The organism is Paenibacillus sp. ov031 (genome assembly GCF_900143165.1).
Lineage (GTDB): Bacteria > Bacillota > Bacilli > Paenibacillales > Paenibacillaceae > Paenibacillus > Paenibacillus marchantiae.
The window spans coordinates 1,965,569-1,985,777 of sequence record NZ_FRDO01000001.1; the positions used below are offsets into that span (position 1 = coordinate 1,965,569).

The window sequence follows — 20,209 nt, forward strand, 5'->3', positions numbered from 1 at the left end:
ATTCCCTCCTAAAATTCCAAATGCTCTCGTCTGGTAACTGCGTTTAGTATCCCAGCAAGCGCAAACGAGAACAGGAACACAATTACACCGATGGCCATCCCATAGCCATAAGAGGAATTAGTATAAGCTTCTTTATACATATAACTGAGGAACACTTCGGTGGCACCGTCTGGACCGCCGCTTGTCATCGTCATCACGAACAAGAAACTCATGTTAATCGTACTGATGATGAAAAAGGTGAGCGTCGTCCGTATGTTCGTCCAGATTAAAGGAATGGTTATCTGGAAAAACTGAGCCATTCGCCCTGCCCCTTCAAGCCCTGCGGATTCATATAAGCTCTCTGGAATGTTGGCCATACTAGCCATGTACATTACCATGTAATAGCCGATCGCCTGCCAGATCATCGCGCCTGCAAGACTGAAAATAACCACTTTCTGATCCCCTAGCCATAGAATGGGCTCTGCTTGTAATCCGCGAAACAGCTTTAGCAATGAGTTCATAAGCCCGCTATTCGGATCGTAAATCGCTGAGAAGATCGCACTGATGACAACCACAGACAGAATGTTAGGAATATAGAAGATTACGCGTAAAACATTTTGCCCTTTGAGTTTTTCACGTGTGAGCATCGATGCAAACAGAAGTGCCAGAGCAAAGGTCACGATTGTAACCAGAACAATGAGCAGAACACTATTTTGAAAGGTCTGATAAAACTTATCGCTATGAAACAGCTTATTGAAATTCTGCAAACCTACGAAGGTTTTGTTATCGGTATAGCCGCCCCACTTGTACAATGACATCCGAAAGACATCGATCGTAGGAATAATTAAGAAAATTGCAAAAAGGAGGACGGCGGGTGCTAGACAGAAGAAGATAAAATGTCCTCTTCCTTTTTTCATATCCATGGCTTTCTCTCTCCTCCCAAAGGTCAGATCATGGTGGTCAGCCCAGGTCGCCCACCATGATCCTGTTACATTCTCAAGGCCCAGGCCTCTTTATTATTTCAATGCTCCCCGCAAGGCGTCGCTTGCTTTAATGATTCCCTCAACCCACTGTTGCTGTGTTTTAGCACCTGTTACAAGGGAGTCAATGGACGCAAACACTGCATCCGATATATTCACCCCTTCAACTGGGTCAGTTGTTGCAAATGCACCCATAGCAGCCTTTGCCCCATTGTCATAGATGCTGTAGAAAAGCTTGTTGTCTCCATCCAATTTGTCGGACATACCTTTGATCGGTTGAATCGCGCCAACCTTTGCAAAAATGGCTGCTGCCTCATCGGAATAAAGATAAGCAATAAATTGTTTTGCCAGATCTGCGTTTTCCGCTTTGGCAGGAATCCAAATTTGTTCGAAGAAAGTATACGAATAACGGTCGCCACCGTCTTTTATTGCCGGAAGAGCTGTGAAGCCCCATTTGAAGCCTTCTGCTCGCGGAGCTTTGCTCATTTCGCCAACGACCCAAGTACCGTTAGGCATGAAGAGTGCTTTATTGTCCAGAATCAGTTGTTGGTTTTTGGTAAAGTTATCTTTGTTGGCATTTGCGGGAACCGTTTTTTCGGTGTAAGTAGCCAGTTTACCGATCAGTTCAACCGTTTGTTGAGCTTCTGGGGTTTGCCAAATGCCTTCGTTGTAATGCGTCACTTTAGTGAAGAAATCCGCGCTGCCCACCTCGTTGAGCAAAGCATAGAAGAAAGAGTCAAAGTAACCTGACGTCGGATAAGCAAATAGTGAAATACCCTCGGCTTTAGCTTGATCACCTAGAGCCCACATTTCTTCCCAAGTCGTAGGAACTTTCCAACCTTTTTGTTCAAACAAACCCTCGTTATAAAACAAACCGGTAGGGCTGTAGAACATAGGCATCAGATAGGTCTTTCCATCGTTATACGGATTCGTGATCGTTGTATCAGTGAAACCTGGAATCAGCTTATCCTTGACGGTTACACTTTCGCCGGGTATGGTCATGGACAGCACATCTGAAAGGTCAGTTAGGTTATTATCCTTTACAAAGGTTTCAGTCAAGCCCTTCGGCTGACCCGTTGCCAAATGGATAACATCAGGAAACTCACCAGATTTCATACCGGGTCCAATGACATCTTCAATATTTTTGTCAATCGTCGTTTCGACTTTCACGCCAGGGTTGGCGCTTTCGAAGGCAGCCGTAATTTCTTTCCATACATCAGCCCCGTAAGCGGTTTCCAAAGCAGCTAGCTTAAGAGTACGTTGTTCCGTAGATGTTGCCGAGTTCGTGCCGGTTGAATCCTTTGTTGAATTAGAGCCATTTTCAGAAGAGCTGCCGCAGGCTGCCAAGCTAAGAGTCAATGCTGCCGTGATCGCAAGGCTAAGAATTTTTTTCATAAATCCATTCCCCCTATATTTAGTGATCATACGTAACCGCTTACATTCTTTCTCGCCCTTTTAATTTATCTTAACGGCCTCTTTATATCTACATACATGTTGTCGTTGATTTTATATATCTTGCTAATATAATAAATTTATAAATTAACAATTTTTTCACAACATAAAACGTTGAAATTGGTTTAACTGTAGTTCACTAAATGAGATTGAGGAAAGGACGGACTGCAGATGGGAAATGTACGCTATTGGCTTCCCGGAAAGGGACGTGGAGAGATTCCCGCAAAGTTAATCTATGTTAGCTCTTCCATTTATGAAGGAGATTGGTTCAGCATTCGTCATTCACATAACTTCGCAGAGCTGTTTTATGTCCGAAGTGGACGAGGGAATTTCATCGTAGAGGATGAGATTTTTTCGGTGCAGCAGGACGATCTTGTCATCGTGAACCCGAACGTAGAGCATACCGAAGTATCCATTGGGAGTGACCCTTTGGAGTATGTAGTGCTTGGGGTTGAGGGGATGAGTTTTGATTTTGGAAAGCAAAGTGGAACCCGTAATCATGAAATTATCAATTATTCAAAACAGAGGAATGAACTCTTGTTGTATTTCAACGCTATGCTCTCGGAAACTGAAAACAAGAATGAGAACTATGAGGACGTCTGTCAAAACTTACTTGAGATTGTAATCATTAGTTTAATGCGAAGATCTGGTCATCCCTTCTCTGTTGTAACCACGCAAAGGGCTGACAAGATATGCAGTCGGATTAAGCGACATATTGACTCGAACTATGCGGAGGAAATCTCGCTCCACTCTCTGGCAGAAAAGGCGCATATCAGCAAATATTATCTGGCACATACTTTTGCTAAATATTACGGCTTGTCACCTATTAATTATCTCAATGAGGTCAGGATTCGTGCGAGCAAGGAGCTACTAGAAACCACAGATCTTTCCATTGCTCAAGTTGCGGAATCCACTGGCTTTTCCTCTCAAAGCTACTTCTCACAAAATTTCCGCCGGTGCTGTGGCCTAACTCCAAGCGGTTATCGTCTTCAGACAAAAAAATGAGTTTAATCACGGGTATACATAAGAACGGTACAACTAACCAGAACACGAAAAAGGGTGCTCCTGAGAATCAAGAACACCCTACTTGTGTACCGCCTTTTTGATAAGAAAACGTTGAAAAGGAATTGAGTATTCAGCTGCTGAAAAGCGAGACTGTCAAAAGTGTAAGCATGTGAACAATGCGATTCTTCTTCTTCTCCAGTCGTTCAAGCAGACAGTCGTTGCAATTAAGCGCCCCTTCATCGCAGTTGTCTTGCACGAAGGTCGCTCATGAAGTCTTTGGCAAGTTCAAGTGGGACAAGTTCTTCGGGATTGCGTCCGCTCAGAATCCAGAAGAATGTCGGTCCAATCAGCAAGGCTGTGGCCTGATCGATTGGAATTGGAAGCGTGTCCTTTCCGAGCGCGCGCTCAATCACGACCCGAGCGCTGTCACCGAGCAGGTCCTTCGTAGAGAGCAGTTCCCCCACGGCAGAGTCATGCTGTGCTTCTCCTAGGAGCGCTCGATAGGCGGCGCCTGCCGGTGAGTCCGTAAGGAAGCGCACGAGTGCTTCAAGATACGCTCTAAGATCATCCAACGGAGTTCCTGCAGGACTAATCTCCAGTTCTTCCTCGGCATCGGCTACACTGGCCTCGAACAGAATTTCCGCTTTGTGTGACCACCAACGATACAAAGTCTGCCGGGACACTCCTGCTCTCTCAGAAATGCCCTTCATCGTCATTGCCGCATAGCCGACCTCGACCAAAAGGTCATCAACCGCATCCAGAATAGCCGACCTCGCTTGCTCACTTCGCGGACGACCACCATGATAATGTTCTTTTTCCATGTCTCAACTATACACGGATACAATCCTCTTTGTCCAATGCCAAACCATATGTGTGGACACACTGTCTCGTATATGATTTATTTTCGGTGCACGTCGTCTCGAAACTGTGACAATCATTTTGATTGATGCCCGAAGAGGCCTCCGAATCGGCACGCTCTGGAAGAACAATGGACAGCGCTGAACGTTTTACTCGCGGCGGCTACCGGTTCAGGCAAGAACCAGGCTATGACGAGATTCAACAGATCCTTAATGCAGACGACTATCTTCGTGATCACGGCGTGGCCCGAGACTACGGACGGGACAACTACTATGTCGCATTCCTTGGTACACCATCAGATTCGGGGACGTGGGAACTGCAATTCGGGGGACACCATCTCGCAATCGCCAACACTTACACAGATGGTAACCTCGTTGGAGCTACTCCCTCGTTCCGTGGTATTGAGCCGTTCTCGACCTTCGAGTACAACGGCATCAGCAATCAACCCCAGCAGCAGGCACAGAGAACCTTCGTAGCTCTACTCGCCTCCTTTGACAATAACCAGTTAATCTTATCCAGACTCCGTGGCAAGTACCGAGATCTCTTGCTGGGTCCAGGCAAGGATTGGACGTTCCCGACGACGCCCGAGGGCATTCGGGGCTCCGAATTGCGCCAGGACCAGAGAGCCCTGCTGCTAGCAGTGATCGAAACCTATGTTAGCAGCACCGACGACGTGAACGCTGAGAGAATCCTCGCTGGCTATGAGAACGATCTCGACTTCACGTATGTAGCTTATTTGGGCTCAACTTCCGTGAGCAAACCGAAGGACTATATCCGCATCGACGGCCCGTCGGTGTGGATCGAGTTTTCTATGCACAGCGGTATAATCCTTTCAGATCCACATCCACACGCTGTGTGGCGCGACAAGAACACCGACTATGGTGGCAGTGCCTTCTAAAACAAACTTGCCCATTGGCGCTCACGCAACCCTGATTGATGACTCGCCAAACCTGTCCGTCAATAATCCGACATTCGCTGACAGGTCTTCCCCATGCGTCTTGTCCCTACTCCAAAATAATTACTAGACACACTGTAACGTTACTGATATATTAAGTTACACAGTGTCTCGTAATTATCAGGAGCGGACATCGTCGTGAACCTGCGATGCGAGTAACCGTAAAAAATATGAATCGTAGCTTGTGGAAGGGCTACAAGGAGGTAACACAGATGAATGTATTTATTACTGGAGCAACGGGATGGATCGGATCGGCCACCGTAGATGAGTTGCTGAGATCGGGCTACAAGGTCGTCGGACTGGCTCGGTCGGACGGCGCTGCGGCTTCGCTTGAGGAGAAAGGTGCGACGGTGCTGCGCGGGGATCTTGATGATCTCGATGCTCTCCGCCGGGGGGCGGCCGAAGCTGAGGCTGTCATCCATCTGGCGAACAAGCACGACTGGGCAAATCCTATGGAGTCGGATCGTGCTGAACGGGCCGCAGTAGAAACTCTCGCCGAGACACTAATCGGTACTGACCGGCCTTTCGTAGTCGCCAATGGCATCTCCGGTCTGGTTCAAGGGCGTCCGGTGTTGGAGGCGGACCCGTCCCCAGCAGTGGGCCCTGGCTCTGACCGGGGGGGCTCTGAAAATCTCGCTCTCGACTACGTCGGTCGCGGAGTGCGGACCATCATCACCCGGTTTGCTCCGACAGTCCACGGGACTGGAGATTGGGGATTCATCAATTTCCTAATGTCCGCGGCCCGCAAGCAGGGCGTGTCCGGGTACATCGGTGACGGCTCCAACGCTTGGTCTGCAGTGCACCGTTCCGACGCAGCGCGGCTCATACGGCTGGGAATTGAAAAAGCTCCGGCCGGATCTCGTCTACATGCGATCGCAGAGGAAGCCATCACCACTCGAACGATCGCCGAAGCAATCGGGCGCGTCCTCGACATCCCGGTAGCCTCGATTGCAGCTGAGAACGCCGATGCCCACTTCGGATTGGTAGGCAGCTTCTTTAAACTATCCATGACCGGCTCCAGCGAGCGTACTCGCGAACTTCTCGGCTGGACGCCAGCTTCACTTACTCTGATGGATGACATCATGGCTGGCGCTTATAATCAAGTCGAAAAACTATGAGCGCCCCAAAGATAGTTTCCCCGGTGCAGTGAAACCATCACAACAACTTGAACTCTGGGAAGGCCAATCTAATATTAAGGCGAACCTCATGCGACAAAGTTCTTGTCTTCCTACATCAAAAAGTCCGATTGCGCTCAGTATCAGCAATCGGACTTCTTGTATTAACAATTATTGTTCAGCTAATTTCAGGAAATACTCTGAAGCCAAACGAACAGCCAGAATACTCGCACTATTGAGGGAATTATCAAAGATAACTACATGGTTATTTTTTACTGCCTCCAGAGAGTTCCATACCTTCGAAGATTCCTTTTCCTTCACGGCTGCCTTTGCAACGTCAATATCATGCTGGATAATAATATAATCGGGATTCATGTCGTATAGTCCCTCCAGCGTAAGCGCCTCGCCACCCTCAGGATAACCTTTCGGTGCCAACAAACCAAAACCTGCAGTTTGATTGTAGTACATTGTATTTTTAGATCCTTGAGCATTAAAATTGGCTTTTCCATCAACCCGCAACAAGGCAAAGGTCTTATCCTCAAGAGTACCTAACTGTTCTTTCGTTTGTGCTATCATTTCTTGGGTTTCCTTAATCAATTGTTCTGCGAGCTCTTCTTTTCCAACAACCTCAGCGAGGAGCATCGTTGTTTTTTCCCAGGTATCGGTGTAGTCGATTAAGATGACTGGAGCAATCTTGTTCAACTCATCATAGATGGTATCCACAGACCCCTTAAAGGTTACAATCACATCAGGCTGGGCCTCAATAATCTTTTCCAAATTCGCTGAGTCGCTACCCAAATCAATAATATCAGTAGACCCGGCGTAAGGCTGTAAAGTTGCAAACTTCTCCATCGCTTCCGAAGCGCTTATTGATGCGATTGGAGGTGTATCCAGAGCAAAAAAGTAATCTAAGTATAATGGATGCAGCACCGCTATACGCTCTGGTCGTTTCTCAAGCATCACCCCATTATCGCTGGCATCCTCAATGGTTCTTGGCCATCCTTCACCCTCGATCTTGCTGACCTCAGGAGTAACTGCCACGGGCGTTTCGGAGCATCCAGCCAGTATCCCTCCTGCAAGTATAATTACAGTTAAAATCAATCCAGTTAGTCTTTTCATATGTTCTCCCCAATTCCTGTGTATACAGTGTTTTATGAATTTCCTAAATGATCTCGCAACGTTTCCCCGGTATATTCACTTCTGAACAGACCTCTTTCAACTAACTTTGGAATCAGCTTTTCAGAAAATATTTCCATCGATTTTTCTGAACCGCCTGGCAGGGCGATGAATCCATCAATAGCACCAGCCTCAACCCGCTCAATAATATCATTCATTACGGTCTCGACTGTTCCCACAGATACCCAATGGGCAGATCCGACAACCTCAGGCCGATTCAGGATATCTTTTACTGTAGGCTGATATTTTGTAATATAACGGCGCAACAGCTCAGCATGTGTGCGACTGCGAACAGCCTGATCAGGATCAGGCAGCATATCCTCGGTTACGCGTTGATCTAAGGGGAAACTGCTTAAATCAAGACCCATCAACGATTTCAGAGATGCGTGTCTGCGCTCAAGACTTAAATGGGCATGAGCAGCCTTATGTAATTCAAGCGCTTCTTCGTGCGTATCGGCCAGGAAAAAAAATAACCCCGGCAAAACTTTAATCGTGTTCGGATCGCGCCCATGTTCTACAGCTCTTTTTCTCAAATCACTTCGCAATTCCACGCCCGATTCAAGATCCGGCATTGCCGCAAAAATAGCATCCGCTACGGAAGAAGCAAAATTCCGTCCAATATCCGAAGCACCAGCTTGAAACAGAGGAATGGTTCCCGATGGATGAGAAGGTAAAGTGAGTGGCCCTTTTACATTGAAAAATTCACCGGAATGATGAATAGCAGTCACTTTTTCCTTATCTGAAAACATGCCTGACTCACGGTCAATAACAATAGCCTCATTCGGAAAACTATCCCAAAGCTTGCATACCACTTCCGTAAATTCTATTGCCTTTGCATACCGTTCTTCCGGTGATGGCATTGGCGAATTCCCGAAATTATCGGCGCCTTCAATAGAAGTGACAATATTCCACCCGGCACGCCCATTACTTAGCCAGTTCAAGGACTGAAGCTGCCGGGCAACAACATAAGGCGGATTAAACGTGGTAGAAATGGTCGTAACGAGTCCGATGCGGTTGGTTTCACGAGCTATTGCTGCAAAAAACAAAGTAGGATCTGGGCTGCCGAAATTAGAAGAATCGCCTAACATCTGCGGGCTAATATACAGATAATCAGCTCTGAAAAGAAAATCGAGCTTAGAGTTCTCCGCCATTTTTGCCCAATGAATATAATAGTCAATGGTTCCTGTCTGCTCTACTCCGCTATCCCGGTGCCGCCAACCGTCACCTTTATTCCATGTTGCATTTAAGGACAATCCAATACATAGTTGTCTGTTTGAAGTCATTTCTACCAACCTTTCTTAGTTCTTATCATTGTTTTGCTCTAGAAAGCCCTCCGGACAAATTTTGCCCCCACCAAATAATAATGATTCTCATTATCAAAACAAAGTTTAGCAAGGATTCAAGCAAATTTAAATACACAAGTTACAAATTCGATATGCACAATTATCTAAACTATGGTTGGACGGCAAAAGGTCTGGTTCTTGCCCCACGACAAAACAAAAAAAGCCGCATCAATGCGACTTTATCTTTCAACACTCTAACTTGTTTCATTTGTACTGCTTCCACCCTATTGTCTCGGTTCCGATTCGACCTCTAAATTAGTCTTATAATCAAAGTAACTCCAGAGCTTTCAACAACGCATACTCACTAGAGGTGGCACCTATTTGAGAAAAATGTGCATTCGGAAACATTGGAGCCAAATGATGATATCCAGGAAGTACTTGCAATTCGATCAAAACACCGTCAAAGGCAAGTTGTTTGGCAAATAATAAGGTTTCATCTATGAACAAATCAATGCTGCCTATGCTCATATAAGTGGGTGGTAAACCGGCAAGAGATTTTGCACGCGCTGGCACGTAATATTCACTTGTTTCCTCTTGTCCGGGTTCGTGACCTAAGACAGATTTCCAGCCGAAATAATTGCTTTTTTTGGTCCAAACAAACTCGCCGGCATAAGGATGGTCTGGCAAAATACTTGTACGGTCATCGAGCATGGGGCTGCGCAGTCTTAGATGATGGATGTCGAATTCCTTCTGGTCGCGAATGTACAGGGCTAACCCCGCTGCTAATCCACTACCGGCGCTGCTGCCTGCAAGAGCGACTTTCTCGGTATCTAACCCTAATTCCTCGGCATGCTCGATGCACCATTTCAGGCCGGAATAACAATCCTGTAATTGACTTGGCTGAATATGTTCTGGCGCTAGCCGATAGTAAACAGATACACAGCAAAAACCATGTTGCACAGCCAGTGCCGCATTGCTTTGGCGTTCACCGACCGGACTGCCCATAACCATTCCCCCACCATGAATCGAATAATATAGCGGCATCTTACTGTTCTTTGGTTGGCGGGGTTTAATAATTTCGATACGAATATCAGGACCACCAAAATAACTTGGAACCACCCTTTCTTCGAATGTGACTGGAAACAGCTGCGTTACATCGATTTGCTGCATCATTTTTGTTTGACTTTTCCTTGCTTCCATTAGTGTGGCAGCGGAAAGATCGGTGGCTGGTATTAAATCAATTGCACTTATTATCTCCTGATCGATCAGATGTCTGCTTCTGCTTTTTGGTTCATTCATATTTACTGTTTCCTCGCTCTCTTAATTATGTCCAATGAAGTACTGCTCTCTCTCCAATGGTCCAGTATTCCCGATTTGAATCCAGATCAAAAGTTACATTTTCTCTCACTGTATCGACTCCTCTTCTGCCTAATCCTATTGTAAAGAGTACAATAAGCTATTTAAATGAAAACAATAAGTTAGAATCGTTTTTGACATAAAAAACACTGATGAATTTCTTCATCAGTGCCATGTACTACTTATTTTTGGAATAAACAATTTTCTTAATGGTTTCGATAGAGAGAAAGTAGTCCTTAGCAAGCTGCTCAACGCTGCTATTATTCTTAAAGGCTTGTCTAATAGTGGCATTTCGGTGATCTAACCATTGTCTTCCGCCACTCAAACTTCCCCAATGATTATATTCCTTTTCCTGTTTTGGGATGTAAATCGTCTCTCCCTGGACATACTCTTGAATCATTATTATTAACTTTTCGGGCAATATTTTTTTAGCGTTTGTATATTTCACTCTGCTTCACTCCTTATTTTTGAAAATAAGGTGCAAAGCCAAAATATTAGAAAAGCTTATTTAGCGTTAGAAAAGATTTAACCCCATGCAAAGTAACGCTTCTCCAATACTGGCTTTGCACAAGTGAAGCAAGTCACAGACAATCTTAACAGATTCTCCATCAGTAAAGCACCTCCCTTTTACGTTGCCAGTATAGCATATTTCTAAATACTTCGGACCATCTCATGAACAATAGTTAGTCGCTCCTATGGATATATTTGATTAACTTAACCTTACGTGTATCGATGTCGAATGTAATAAACTCCTTCGCATTTGGAGGATTGTGTGGACTAAACCATAACTTGGTTGCGGCTTCTGAATTTTTTGATAATACTGAGTAATCGCCATTTGTATGGATGGATTAAGTAACGTCAAAGATAAAGGTTTAAACTCCTCCTCATTCACTGTGTTAGGCTCTGCATTGACTAAAGCGCTTAGATTTAGCGTTAGAATACAAATAACAGTACAACTAACAAAGATGTTCAATACTTTCCTCATTTGTTCTGCTCCTTAGCGAGATTTTACCCTTACCTATCAAGTTTCCCAATGGTTGATTTTTTTAACACAAGTCAACGACAAGTCGCTTGGGAGTTTATTTTATAAACCGTATAATCATAAGCAGAGGTGACGTTGATGAACGAAATTAATTTAGCATCGATCCTTGTAGCAAAACGCAGAGAAAAAGGATTAACACAGGATGCGGTTGCTGCATTTATCGGTGTTTCCAAAGCGTCTGTTTCCAAGTGGGAAACGGGACAAAGCTATCCTGACATCACATTTCTGCCACGGCTTGCGGCCTATTTTAACATTAGCATTGATGAATTGATGGGTTATTCCCCGCAAATGGAGCAGTCGGACATCGCAAAGCTTTACACCCGACTGGCCAATGATTTTGCTGCCCTTCCTTTTGATGAGGTAATCGCTGAATGTACGGCGATCATCAAAAAATATTACGCCTGCTTTCCGCTTTTATTGCAAATGGTTAAGCTGTACACCAATCACTTCACGCTGGCGAGAACACAAGAGCAAAAAGAGACTCTTCTTAACGAAAGCGTGACCCTGTGTGAACGGATTCAGGGCGAAAGTGGCGATATGCACCTTGCCAACGATGCGATTTTGTATCAATCGGTTTGTTGTTTGGCGTTAAGGAGCCCGCAGCGGGTCTTCGATTTACTTGGGGAGACTGTCCGGCCCATGATGCCAAAGGGCGTGTTAATTTCACAGGCATATCAGCTTATGGGCAACATCGGCAAAGCCAAAGAAACCTTGCAGGTTGAACTGTATCAGCACGTAATGGCAGTCTTTCAAGGGCTACTGAACGTCCTACAACTAAATATTAATAATATCGAAAAAGCCGAAGCAGCTTTTATGAGAGCGTCCGATTTTGCAAGGATTTTTGATATGAAACGGCTAAATCCAAACAATGTCATTCTGCTTTACGCTCTAGGCGCTCATCTATATTGCGTGAACAAATCACCCGAAAAATTGATTGAACTACTTGAAAAATATGTGGAAACCTGCGTGGAAGGATTCTTTCCTTTTGAGCTCCGTGGAGATTCCTTTTTTGATCTGATTGATCCGTGGCTGAAAGATTTCGACGTCGCCGCTCCCCGCAGCGAGCAGGTTATAAAGAATAGCATGATGAGGGATGTGCTGATGAATCCAGCATTCGATTCTTTACGTGAAGTTCCCGAATATCAACGACTAGTTCAGAAAATGAATCATTTTTTAGAAGAAACATGTTAATTGGAGGTTATGGGAATGAACGAAAAACTAATCATTGGCAAAGAAACGAATTATCCTCTAAATGGAATTTTGTCACTGCCGGAGGATTGCTCATCAAAAGTTCCGGCAGTGGTACTAGTACATGGCTCTGGCCCTGCAGATATGGATGAAAAGGTGGGGAATAACTTCCCTTTTAAAGACCTCGCCGAAGGGTTGTCAGACAAAGGAATCGCCGTGCTGCGATATGACAAAAGAACATTCGTCTATGGAAAAGAAATGAAAAACGATACCGGCTTATCCGTTAAAGAAGAAACGATTGAAGATGCTATCCTCGCAGCAGATTTATTGCGCAAAGATCCACGTATTGATACCAACCAAATATTCATTATAGGTCATAGTTTAGGCGGGATGTTAGCTCCACGAATTGATGCAGAAGGTGGACATTTTGCTGGGATCATTATTATGGGTGGGTCTCCACGCAAGTTAGAAGAGATTCTAATGGATCAAAACAACGATGTTTTAGACTCATTAAATAAGTTTTTGAAAATGATTGCGAAGAAACAAATAGCAGCACTATCAGCTAAGTTTGATAAAATTTATAAATTAAGTGATGAAGAAGCGAAATCAACTGTGGTTTTGGGGAAATATTCTAGAGCCTTCTACTTCAAAGAGATGGGAGAACATCCCTCCATTAATTACCTTAACGTATTAGATAAACCCGTACTCATTTTGCAAGGAGATCAAGATTTCCATGTATCCGTAGACAAAGATTTTAAGGTTTACAAAGACCTATTGGGTGAAAAACCAAATGTAACGTTTAAACTTTATCCCAACTTAAATCATTTATTTATGCCAGCTGTTTATGGAGAAATATTAAAAATGAAAAAAGAGTACAAAGTTGCACAGCATGTAGATAAGAACGTGATCAATGACATTTCCGAATGGATTCATTCAATTTAGGAAAAAGCCATCAATAATCAGTAACTGACTGATTTCTTCAATACTTCTATACTTTCCTGAAGGAACGATTGATTTCTTTCAACTCCTCTGTTTTTACACCAAACAACGGCACTGAAAGCATCATAGAAATTATAAAACGGCAATACGATTTCGAGATTTAACATGTTCCGAATGGTTTGATAACCTTCGAAGTACTGGGACTTCGTTCTCGGGTTTACTTCCCAAATATATCTATTGATTTTAGTAAAGTCTATTTCAGAGGAGCCACCCCGAGCACTCTCAAAATCAATAATGCCAGTAACCTTGTTACCATTCACCAATATATTTCCAGGTCGAAAATCCATATGTACAAAACAGGGTCCGTCAGGATCAGGTAAAGCAGAGAACACGCCATCAAAATGAAGAATACATCGTTCATACAATGCTGGTTCGAGGAGCTCTTTGCAGGGCTCTTTCCACTTTTCAAAATTATTTTTGATATGTAGTCTCCAATTATTTTGGTCAAGAATATTAAATCCATCTGTTGAATGGTATCCATATCCTGGAGTTTTTACCTCATGAAGCATTGCATGATATACACCCATTTGAAAAGATAGCTTTTCATCCATATTTTCTGTACAAGGCACCCCTTGAATTGCAGAGAGAAGCAATGCTCCAGTATTACTTTCATCCCCATACCAAATGTCCAATACCTTAGGAACAGGTATGACGTCCTTCAATATTTCAAGCATCTGAAATTCGCGAAATAGCTTATCCTTGTTATATGGAATCTTAACATATACGTCTTCTCCACTAAGAAGAGTAAGTTTATATACATCAGAACTAAATGATTCCGGAACATTTTCAATATTCAAGACATTCAATTTCAGCTTTTCTATAACGTTTAGAATGGAACTCATGTAGCGCCTCCTTTATTTGCGTTCTAATATAAATCAGCGAGCCCTTTTGATGTGGCTCGCTGATTTTATGGGCTCTTATATTAACATATTTATCCTGCAGTTGGCTAAAGAAATTACAGAAAAAGCGGATATAATGCTGCTAAACAGCGATCAATTCTTTACTTTTTCAAGCTTTCCATGAAATCGTGCAGTGCGTTGGATACCCACTTCTTCGGATGAAGAACGAGCTGAATTTCGAGTTGAAGCTCTGCATGTTCAAGGGGTAACACTTTCAGCTCCCCCCGCTCGATTTCTTCCATTACAGCCATTTGCGGCAGAATCGAAATACCCTCACCTGACTTAATACTTCTTTTGATCGCTTCCGGATTGCCAAGTTCCAGACCGATCCGATATGGGATTGAATTTGCGCGAAGCACTCTTTCAAGCAGCTGCCTGTAATTACAGGTATCTTCAGGCATAATCCATTCCATATCCTTTAGATCATTCAATTCAATCTGCGTTTTGGCGATCAGCGGATGCTGCGGATGGACGATCAGCAAAAGCGGTTCTTGGCGAATGGTAATCCACTGCAAAGCCGGATCGCTGGAATCATCTGCAAGAATAAGTCCGATATCGGCTTCACCTTCCCTGACCTGATGCAAAATCAACCCTTCACGATTCGTATGCAGTCGTATGTTCAGATCCGGGTATTCCTTACGGGTGGCTTGCATATATGGAGGTAAAAAGTAAGAAGCGATAGAGTCCATCGTACCGATCGTTAAGGAGCCACCACCCTGCTTCGCCATTTTTTCCTTGGACTGCTCAAACAATTCCAACATCTGTCCGGCAAGCTTGAACAGCTCTTCCCCGGCAGAAGTCAGACGAATCTTGTTATTGCTATAGCGTTCAAACAGTTTGACTTGATATGCTTTTTCCAGCTTCTGAATTTGCGTAGTAACACTGGATTGTGCATAACCCAGCACCTCTGCGGCTCTGGTGAAGCTCTCGCGAATTGCGACTTCTCTGAACGTCTGAAGATAGATTAAATCCAACTTGCTCACCTCATCGAAAATATTGATGACAACTATCATTTGTTATAGGTAACTGTGATGCTGGTTCCTATGTTACATTAGTTTCAATATAACGGGAAGAGGTAGTTGATTATGATGAACGAACAACATGTTCAAGGAATTTATATACCGGTAATTGCCCCTTTTTCGGATGACCACAAACTCGACATTGAATCGTATCGCAAATATGTTACCCATCTTGCCAAACACGACATTCAGGGATTGGTCGTAAACGGCACGACAGGAGAATCTCCGACTGTCTCCTGGGATGAAGTAAAGCAGATGGTGGAAGTAACGAAAGAGATTTTGATAAGTCTGAACAAAACCATCCCCCTCGTCGTGGGAACAGGAACGAATGACACCTATTCGACGGTTCATCGGACCGAAATGGCCGCTGAATTGGGAGCAGATGCTGCTCTGGTGGTCACTCCTTATTACAACAGACCGACGCAAGAAGGAATTCTAGAGCATTTTTCAAACGCGTCCCGGACAGGATTGCCGATTCTAGTCTATGAGATTCCGGCTCGAACCGGTAGTCGCATGACCTTGGATACAATGAGAAAAGTCATGGATCTGGATGGGGTTATTGGCCTGAAGGACAGCACTGGCGGTTTGGATCTGCTGCTGGCGCTAACCCAATATGAGACTAAGCCTGTACTTTGCGGCGAAGATGCGTATTTCCATGCGATGCTATGTCAAGGTGCCGCAGGCGGGATGGTGGCCTCTGCCAATATTCATACCCAGCGGTATGTGGACGTGTATCAACGCTTTGTATCTGGTGACGTGAATGCATCAAGAGACAGCTTTAAGCAGCTGCAACCGCTGATTAGTGACGTGTTTGCAGAGCCTGCTCCAGCCTCGATCAAATGGTGGCTGGCTCAGCAACAGCTGATTGCTTCTGCAAAACTGCGTCTGCCGCTGACTGCCGCATCGGAAAAAGCAAAACAAAGGTTGTCGGATACACTCGCAGAGATGGTCGTACCTTCTTAAACAAGCGCATATCTTGCTACGATTTATGTATATATCCAGTCTGATTTATTGAGACATCATGGAATGAAAATCAAAAAACAACCAGTATGGATAACATCTATACTGGTTGTTTTAATTTTAAACAGAGGTCTCCAGACGGAGAACGAGATATTGCCAATTCATCATTCATCATGGAATGCTGATCATTACTTTGAATATTAAAAGTAATCCGAAAAGTAAGGCGCCTGCTGCTCAATAGCATCTTCTAACAAATCAAGCGTTTCTGGATCACATTTAATACGGCCAATCTTATGCAAATACTCGGGACGCTTATAACCTAACAACATGGTCGTCATGGTTTGGATACTTATGCTATCTTCACTACGTCGACTTTGACTCCGAATCACTCTTCCACTTCCATTCGGTTCAATCTGTAGAGTAAATGTGCCTTGATTCCATGACAGCAAAGGATCTTGCAAAGTAAAGGTCCACTCTCTATCCATCGCTGCGGGTTTGAACGGATATTTTGAGATAAATTGCTCAATGTCCACGATCCGTGCCATAAAGTAAGGCGAAATGGTTTCCTTAATATCCGCATCTTCCAGCAAAAAGGCAAGCTGTTCATCGGTATGAATATTGCCTACCACTTTAGATATCATTGAAAAATGTGCACTAATGAAATTCCACAGTCCACTGCGTGCCTCTTCATGAATGAAGATCATATCTTTGACGTGGAACACTTCTTCTTCAATCCAATATAAAATGTAGCCATCCGGTTGACCGTCTTCTCCATAATAGACAGCTGCAGTTAAATCATCTGAATCCCATCGCCAATACTCACTCCACGCAAGTTCTTTCCGCAGCATGGCTCCATGGGTTTGCATTGAAAAGCGTTCATAAGCCACCTTCACATCTTCGCTGTCGGGTTCGACACGTGCCACATCACCAGGAACAGGTTTGTTTTTGGGTAATTGGAAGTCTTGAACCTCAAACACGATTTTATCAGAAATGATCTCCCACCCTTTACGGCGATAATACGGTATGGAGTAAGGATACAAGTAAGAAATGGATTGTTTCTGTCCACGCATATTGGTGAGAGCTTGCAGCAGCAGTTTATTCATTAAGCCTTGACCCGAATATTCCGGAAAAGTCCCCACACCAGTGACGCCACCCATAGCGTATGTTTCGTTAAATATCCGAACTTCAAATGGATATATGGATACCTGAGAAATCAGTTTTTCTCCATCAAACCATCCAAGTACATCTGCTTGTTGTAAGACAGGTGATTTTTCATGGAGAATTTCGCTTTCTTTCCAGCCATGTTTGTGAAGATCATTATGAGTAACTTGAAATACATAGCGTAACAGTTGACTATATTGTTCTAAATGCGCTAAATCTACTTTTTTCATTTTTAAATTTTGCTTACGATGCATGCCAGTTATTCTCCCTTGGTTTTAAATTATATTATTTACCAATTGCTGCAGAATAATGCTGGCTCTGATCTAGATCAAGATAATTATTAAGATCTTGTTTTTACCTCTCTATGTTTCCCTGTCGAATCTCTAAGGATAATATCCAGAAACTTATGCGCTGCATTATGTGAGAAGCTGAGCTTAAGATTCATATCTGACTCCAGTGTTGCTTTAGAGCTATGTGCAAACATTTTTTTCTCGTAGTGCTCTAAAGCCGTTTTTAGATCGCTGTGATTAGCAAGAGATAAGCCTAACTCAGCTGCATCAAGCATGGCAATATTCGCTCCTTTTCCTGCAAATGGAGACATTAAATGCGCAGAATCTCCTATGAGAGTGACCCCGTCCTTATGCGTCCAGCTGTGGTCGATTGGCAACATATAGATTCTACGAGGCAACATCTCGCCATCAGAATAACGAATGTAATTTTTCAAGTCATCACTCCAATCGGATAATAATTGGAGCAGAGATTCTTTTGCCATTGTTGGTTGTTCAAATTTAATACCGCAATTATCCAGCCATTCTTTTTCAATCCTGAAAGCCAAATAAACTCGGATGCGGCCGTCACCATTAAGCTGAGCCATAATCGCTTTTTGATCTTGGAATGCAAACATACTCCCTTTCCCGTTGAATTCAGCTAAATCCGGGTGAATTTCATCAACATTTGATATCCCCATCTCAACCGCGCTTATTCCTGTGTAGATCGGCTGCACATCCGAGAGAAACTCGCGAACTCTTGAAAAGGCACCGTCAGCACCAACAACAAGATCTACAAGTTCTGTATGCTCATTCTCAAAATGCAACTCAAGCTGACCGTTGTCTAGTGAATTTATACTTTTTAGGTGATGGCCCCATTTTATTGTGTTTGGTTCAATAGAATCCAATAACAATTTGCGAAGTACGCCACGATCTATCTCAGGTCTATGGTTATCTTCGGGACCTGATATTTCGTCCCAATAGACTTTTCCGGTTTTATCCAGAAGCCTTAAGTCTTGGCCTTCATAACGAGCATTCACTTCGAATTCTTTTATCAGTCCAGCTACCTCCAATGCATATTGACCTGACTCAGGATGCATATCAAGTGTGCCGCCTTGTTGACGAGAGTTGGAGGATGGTTCACGCTCATATACAGTAGCTTTCATTCCATTTTGCTGCAGAATTCGAGCAAGCGTTAATCCAGAAGGACCTCCACCAATGATAGCAATACGGGCATTTTTATTTGACATAAGAAAATCTCCCTTCAATCATATTAATAGTTAAGATAAATAAAATGCCGTCAAGCGTATTATTATTAACCTGTAAACAATAATAATTGATAAAGATTATCATTGTCAAATGTTAACGTGATAATGTCTATATCTTAGAATACTAACGTTTGTTTTAAAAATCATGCTAGAATTAAGCGAAACGAACCATTTTGTCTATTTATTTGACCTGAAGCTGATAAATTATCGCTTTGGTTCCTTTATCCAGTTTAAATGCTACTCATGTGCTCATAAAATATTTTATATTATAATCTATTTTATTGTAAACTAGTTAACTAAATTACATGAACAAAAATGCTATTCACAATCCGTTTAAACACATTATGTCTTCTGCTTATAAAAAATCCAGACATGTGTTGATCTTCTCATTTGGGACAAGATTTCGTACCAACAAAACAAAAAAAAGCCGCTAAAATAGCGACTTTCAATGGATCCATCTTATTGCCTCGCACCAAGTAGTAATTAATTTTTTAAGTCCAATGTAAATCCTTCCAGCTCTTCTTCAGCTTCATGCATCAGATCCAACAACTGATCTGCGTACTCTCCAAGAGACTTCCGACTTGCCTCAAAATCAATCCACTGAATGGTAAGTGGCATCGGGACAAATCCAGTCAGGCAATCCCATAATGCGTCCAAATTCCGCCCATACGTTTGACCTAATTCAAGGCTGGTCTGAAGGACGTCATGTAATTGTTCTTTTCCATGAATGTCCTTTCCATTGATGACAACTGTTTTCATATGATCACCCTTTCCCTATTCGATTTGCTCGAACGTACGGTAATGATCGGTTGTTTTATAGATTAATCCATCATTGGAGTATAAAATCCGATCACTGCCCCGCGTTCCTCCCGAATAGTTAATATCTGCTTCGTACCAAGTCCTTCCTTTTTTCTTGGGCAACAGCCCTTCTCGATTTTGAAATACGTCACCGCCAATGCTTTTGCCTGGAGCCACTTTTTCCAAATTACCTTTACTAGGCTCCCATCCTAATTCTCTAGCTTCTTTCTTGGTTATATAATTTTCCGGGAGTTCATTATGCTCCGAAATATACTTGGCTACTTCATCAAATTGCGTTAGAGTTGCATTCTCTTGAGATGAGCCATTTAATGAAACCGTTTCGAGTGAGCAGCCTGTAAACAGGATGGTCGCCAGAATAAAAAGTAAAGCACCTAACCACTTTTTTACAACCATTGATTTTGATCTCCTTCTGAAAAATTAGCATCCTCT

Annotated in this window: 19 protein-coding genes; 6 read left to right on the forward strand and 13 right to left on the reverse strand. The window is 43.4% G+C overall.

Annotated features, from left to right (window positions below; genetic code table 11):
• Positions 1 to 8 precede the first annotated feature (8 nt).
• Positions 9 to 902, reverse strand: a complete 894-nt coding sequence (locus tag BUA17_RS08285) for a carbohydrate ABC transporter permease (RefSeq protein ID WP_072733206.1) — start codon at positions 900 to 902, stop codon at positions 9 to 11.
• A gap of 93 nt (positions 903 to 995) precedes the next feature.
• Entirely contained in the window at positions 996 to 2,354 is a 1,359-nt protein-coding gene (locus BUA17_RS08290) for a carbohydrate ABC transporter substrate-binding protein (RefSeq protein WP_072733207.1), read from the reverse strand.
• A 228-nt stretch (positions 2,355 to 2,582) separates the two neighbouring features.
• Between BUA17_RS08290 and BUA17_RS08295 the strand changes: the two genes are divergently transcribed.
• Complete coding sequence (locus BUA17_RS08295) at positions 2,583 to 3,416, forward strand: AraC family transcriptional regulator (protein ID WP_072733208.1); 834 nt, start codon at positions 2,583 to 2,585, stop codon at positions 3,414 to 3,416.
• A 236-nt stretch (positions 3,417 to 3,652) separates the two neighbouring features.
• On the opposite strand, the gene BUA17_RS08300 is transcribed toward BUA17_RS08295, so the two are convergent.
• Complete coding sequence (locus BUA17_RS08300; protein ID WP_072733209.1) at positions 3,653 to 4,237, reverse strand: TetR/AcrR family transcriptional regulator; 585 nt, start codon at positions 4,235 to 4,237, stop codon at positions 3,653 to 3,655.
• 167 nt (positions 4,238 to 4,404) lie between these two features.
• Here BUA17_RS08300 and BUA17_RS08305 point away from each other — a divergent pair, with 167 nt between their 5' ends.
• Entirely contained in the window at positions 4,405 to 5,172 is a 768-nt protein-coding gene (locus tag BUA17_RS08305; RefSeq protein WP_072733210.1) for a DUF3500 domain-containing protein, read from the forward strand.
• Positions 5,173 to 5,441: 269 nt separating this feature from the next.
• Positions 5,442 to 6,347 carry an SDR family oxidoreductase gene (locus tag BUA17_RS08310; RefSeq protein ID WP_072733211.1) on the forward strand — a complete coding sequence of 302 codons (906 nt, stop codon included), beginning with the start codon at positions 5,442 to 5,444 and terminating at the stop codon, positions 6,345 to 6,347.
• A 168-nt stretch (positions 6,348 to 6,515) separates the two neighbouring features.
• Here the strand turns inward: BUA17_RS08310 and BUA17_RS08315 are convergent, their stop codons facing one another.
• The 4 genes from BUA17_RS08315 to BUA17_RS08330 all read right to left on the reverse strand — a co-directional run bounded on the left by BUA17_RS08315 (position 6,516) and on the right by BUA17_RS08330 (position 10,607).
• Positions 6,516 to 7,463 (reverse strand): ABC transporter substrate-binding protein, encoded by a 948-nt coding sequence (locus BUA17_RS08315; protein ID WP_072733212.1) that lies wholly within the window; start codon positions 7,461 to 7,463, stop codon positions 6,516 to 6,518.
• A 32-nt stretch (positions 7,464 to 7,495) separates the two neighbouring features.
• Positions 7,496 to 8,803, reverse strand: coding sequence for an NtaA/DmoA family FMN-dependent monooxygenase (locus tag BUA17_RS08320; protein WP_072733213.1), 1,308 nt, complete (start codon positions 8,801 to 8,803; stop codon positions 7,496 to 7,498).
• A 327-nt stretch (positions 8,804 to 9,130) separates the two neighbouring features.
• Entirely contained in the window at positions 9,131 to 10,102 is a 972-nt protein-coding gene (locus tag BUA17_RS08325) for an alpha/beta hydrolase (RefSeq protein WP_072733214.1), read from the reverse strand.
• Between the two features lie 235 nt (positions 10,103 to 10,337).
• Entirely contained in the window at positions 10,338 to 10,607 is a 270-nt protein-coding gene (locus BUA17_RS08330; RefSeq protein ID WP_063562713.1) for a CD3324 family protein, read from the reverse strand.
• 672 nt (positions 10,608 to 11,279) lie between these two features.
• On the opposite strand from BUA17_RS08330, the gene BUA17_RS08340 reads away from it, so the two are divergent.
• A complete protein-coding gene (locus BUA17_RS08340) occupies positions 11,280 to 12,392 on the forward strand; it encodes a helix-turn-helix domain-containing protein (protein ID WP_072733216.1) in 1,113 nt (370 codons plus the stop codon).
• A gap of 15 nt (positions 12,393 to 12,407) precedes the next feature.
• Entirely contained in the window at positions 12,408 to 13,331 is a 924-nt protein-coding gene (locus BUA17_RS08345) for an alpha/beta hydrolase family protein (RefSeq protein ID WP_063562715.1), read from the forward strand.
• Positions 13,332 to 13,348: 17 nt separating this feature from the next.
• On the opposite strand, the gene BUA17_RS08350 is transcribed toward BUA17_RS08345, so the two are convergent.
• On the reverse strand, positions 13,349 to 14,230 hold the full coding sequence (locus BUA17_RS08350; RefSeq protein WP_063562716.1) for a phosphotransferase family protein: 882 nt from the start codon (positions 14,228 to 14,230) through the stop codon (positions 13,349 to 13,351).
• Between the two features lie 158 nt (positions 14,231 to 14,388).
• Positions 14,389 to 15,270, reverse strand: a complete 882-nt coding sequence (locus BUA17_RS08355; RefSeq protein ID WP_306291795.1) for a LysR family transcriptional regulator — start codon at positions 15,268 to 15,270, stop codon at positions 14,389 to 14,391.
• Between the two features lie 102 nt (positions 15,271 to 15,372).
• Here BUA17_RS08355 and dapA point away from each other — a divergent pair, with 102 nt between their 5' ends.
• Positions 15,373 to 16,269 carry a 4-hydroxy-tetrahydrodipicolinate synthase gene (gene dapA / locus BUA17_RS08360; RefSeq protein ID WP_072733218.1) on the forward strand — a complete coding sequence of 299 codons (897 nt, stop codon included), beginning with the start codon at positions 15,373 to 15,375 and terminating at the stop codon, positions 16,267 to 16,269.
• A gap of 197 nt (positions 16,270 to 16,466) precedes the next feature.
• Here the strand turns inward: dapA and BUA17_RS08365 are convergent, their stop codons facing one another.
• The 4 genes from BUA17_RS08365 to BUA17_RS08380 form a co-directional block, all read right to left on the reverse strand.
• Complete coding sequence (locus BUA17_RS08365) at positions 16,467 to 17,681, reverse strand: GNAT family N-acetyltransferase (RefSeq protein ID WP_063562719.1); 1,215 nt, start codon at positions 17,679 to 17,681, stop codon at positions 16,467 to 16,469.
• 86 nt (positions 17,682 to 17,767) lie between these two features.
• Positions 17,768 to 18,943 carry an FAD-dependent oxidoreductase gene (locus BUA17_RS08370; protein ID WP_072733219.1) on the reverse strand — a complete coding sequence of 392 codons (1,176 nt, stop codon included), beginning with the start codon at positions 18,941 to 18,943 and terminating at the stop codon, positions 17,768 to 17,770.
• A 501-nt stretch (positions 18,944 to 19,444) separates the two neighbouring features.
• A complete protein-coding gene (locus BUA17_RS08375; protein ID WP_072733220.1) occupies positions 19,445 to 19,720 on the reverse strand; it encodes a barstar family protein in 276 nt (91 codons plus the stop codon).
• A gap of 15 nt (positions 19,721 to 19,735) precedes the next feature.
• Positions 19,736 to 20,173 (reverse strand): ribonuclease, encoded by a 438-nt coding sequence (locus BUA17_RS08380; protein ID WP_063562722.1) that lies wholly within the window; start codon positions 20,171 to 20,173, stop codon positions 19,736 to 19,738.
• Between the last annotated feature and the right edge of the window lie 36 nt (positions 20,174 to 20,209).

What these genes read in the sequence shown, in the direction of transcription:
- dapA (WP_072733218.1), top strand. Translation starts at nt 15,373, where the DNA reads ATGATGAACGAACAACATGTTCAAGGAATTTATATACCGGTAATTGCC.
- BUA17_RS08285 (WP_072733206.1), bottom strand. Translation starts at nt 902, where the DNA reads ATGGATATGAAAAAAGGAAGAGGACATTTTATCTTCTTCTGTCTAGCA.
- BUA17_RS08375 (WP_072733220.1), bottom strand. Translation starts at nt 19,720, where the DNA reads ATGAAAACAGTTGTCATCAATGGAAAGGACATTCATGGAAAAGAACAA.
- BUA17_RS08325 (WP_072733214.1), bottom strand. Translation starts at nt 10,102, where the DNA reads ATGAATGAACCAAAAAGCAGAAGCAGACATCTGATCGATCAGGAGATA.
- BUA17_RS08310 (WP_072733211.1), top strand. Translation starts at nt 5,442, where the DNA reads ATGAATGTATTTATTACTGGAGCAACGGGATGGATCGGATCGGCCACC.
- BUA17_RS08305 (WP_072733210.1), top strand. Translation starts at nt 4,405, where the DNA reads ATGGACAGCGCTGAACGTTTTACTCGCGGCGGCTACCGGTTCAGGCAA.
- BUA17_RS08315 (WP_072733212.1), bottom strand. Translation starts at nt 7,463, where the DNA reads ATGAAAAGACTAACTGGATTGATTTTAACTGTAATTATACTTGCAGGA.
- BUA17_RS08380 (WP_063562722.1), bottom strand. Translation starts at nt 20,173, where the DNA reads ATGGTTGTAAAAAAGTGGTTAGGTGCTTTACTTTTTATTCTGGCGACC.
- BUA17_RS08290 (WP_072733207.1), bottom strand. Translation starts at nt 2,354, where the DNA reads ATGAAAAAAATTCTTAGCCTTGCGATCACGGCAGCATTGACTCTTAGC.
- BUA17_RS08350 (WP_063562716.1), bottom strand. Translation starts at nt 14,230, where the DNA reads ATGAGTTCCATTCTAAACGTTATAGAAAAGCTGAAATTGAATGTCTTG.
- BUA17_RS08340 (WP_072733216.1), top strand. Translation starts at nt 11,280, where the DNA reads ATGAACGAAATTAATTTAGCATCGATCCTTGTAGCAAAACGCAGAGAA.
- BUA17_RS08295 (WP_072733208.1), top strand. Translation starts at nt 2,583, where the DNA reads ATGGGAAATGTACGCTATTGGCTTCCCGGAAAGGGACGTGGAGAGATT.
- BUA17_RS08300 (WP_072733209.1), bottom strand. Translation starts at nt 4,237, where the DNA reads ATGGAAAAAGAACATTATCATGGTGGTCGTCCGCGAAGTGAGCAAGCG.
- BUA17_RS08345 (WP_063562715.1), top strand. Translation starts at nt 12,408, where the DNA reads ATGAACGAAAAACTAATCATTGGCAAAGAAACGAATTATCCTCTAAAT.
- BUA17_RS08320 (WP_072733213.1), bottom strand. Translation starts at nt 8,803, where the DNA reads ATGACTTCAAACAGACAACTATGTATTGGATTGTCCTTAAATGCAACA.
- BUA17_RS08365 (WP_063562719.1), bottom strand. Translation starts at nt 17,681, where the DNA reads ATGCATCGTAAGCAAAATTTAAAAATGAAAAAAGTAGATTTAGCGCAT.
- BUA17_RS08370 (WP_072733219.1), bottom strand. Translation starts at nt 18,943, where the DNA reads ATGTCAAATAAAAATGCCCGTATTGCTATCATTGGTGGAGGTCCTTCT.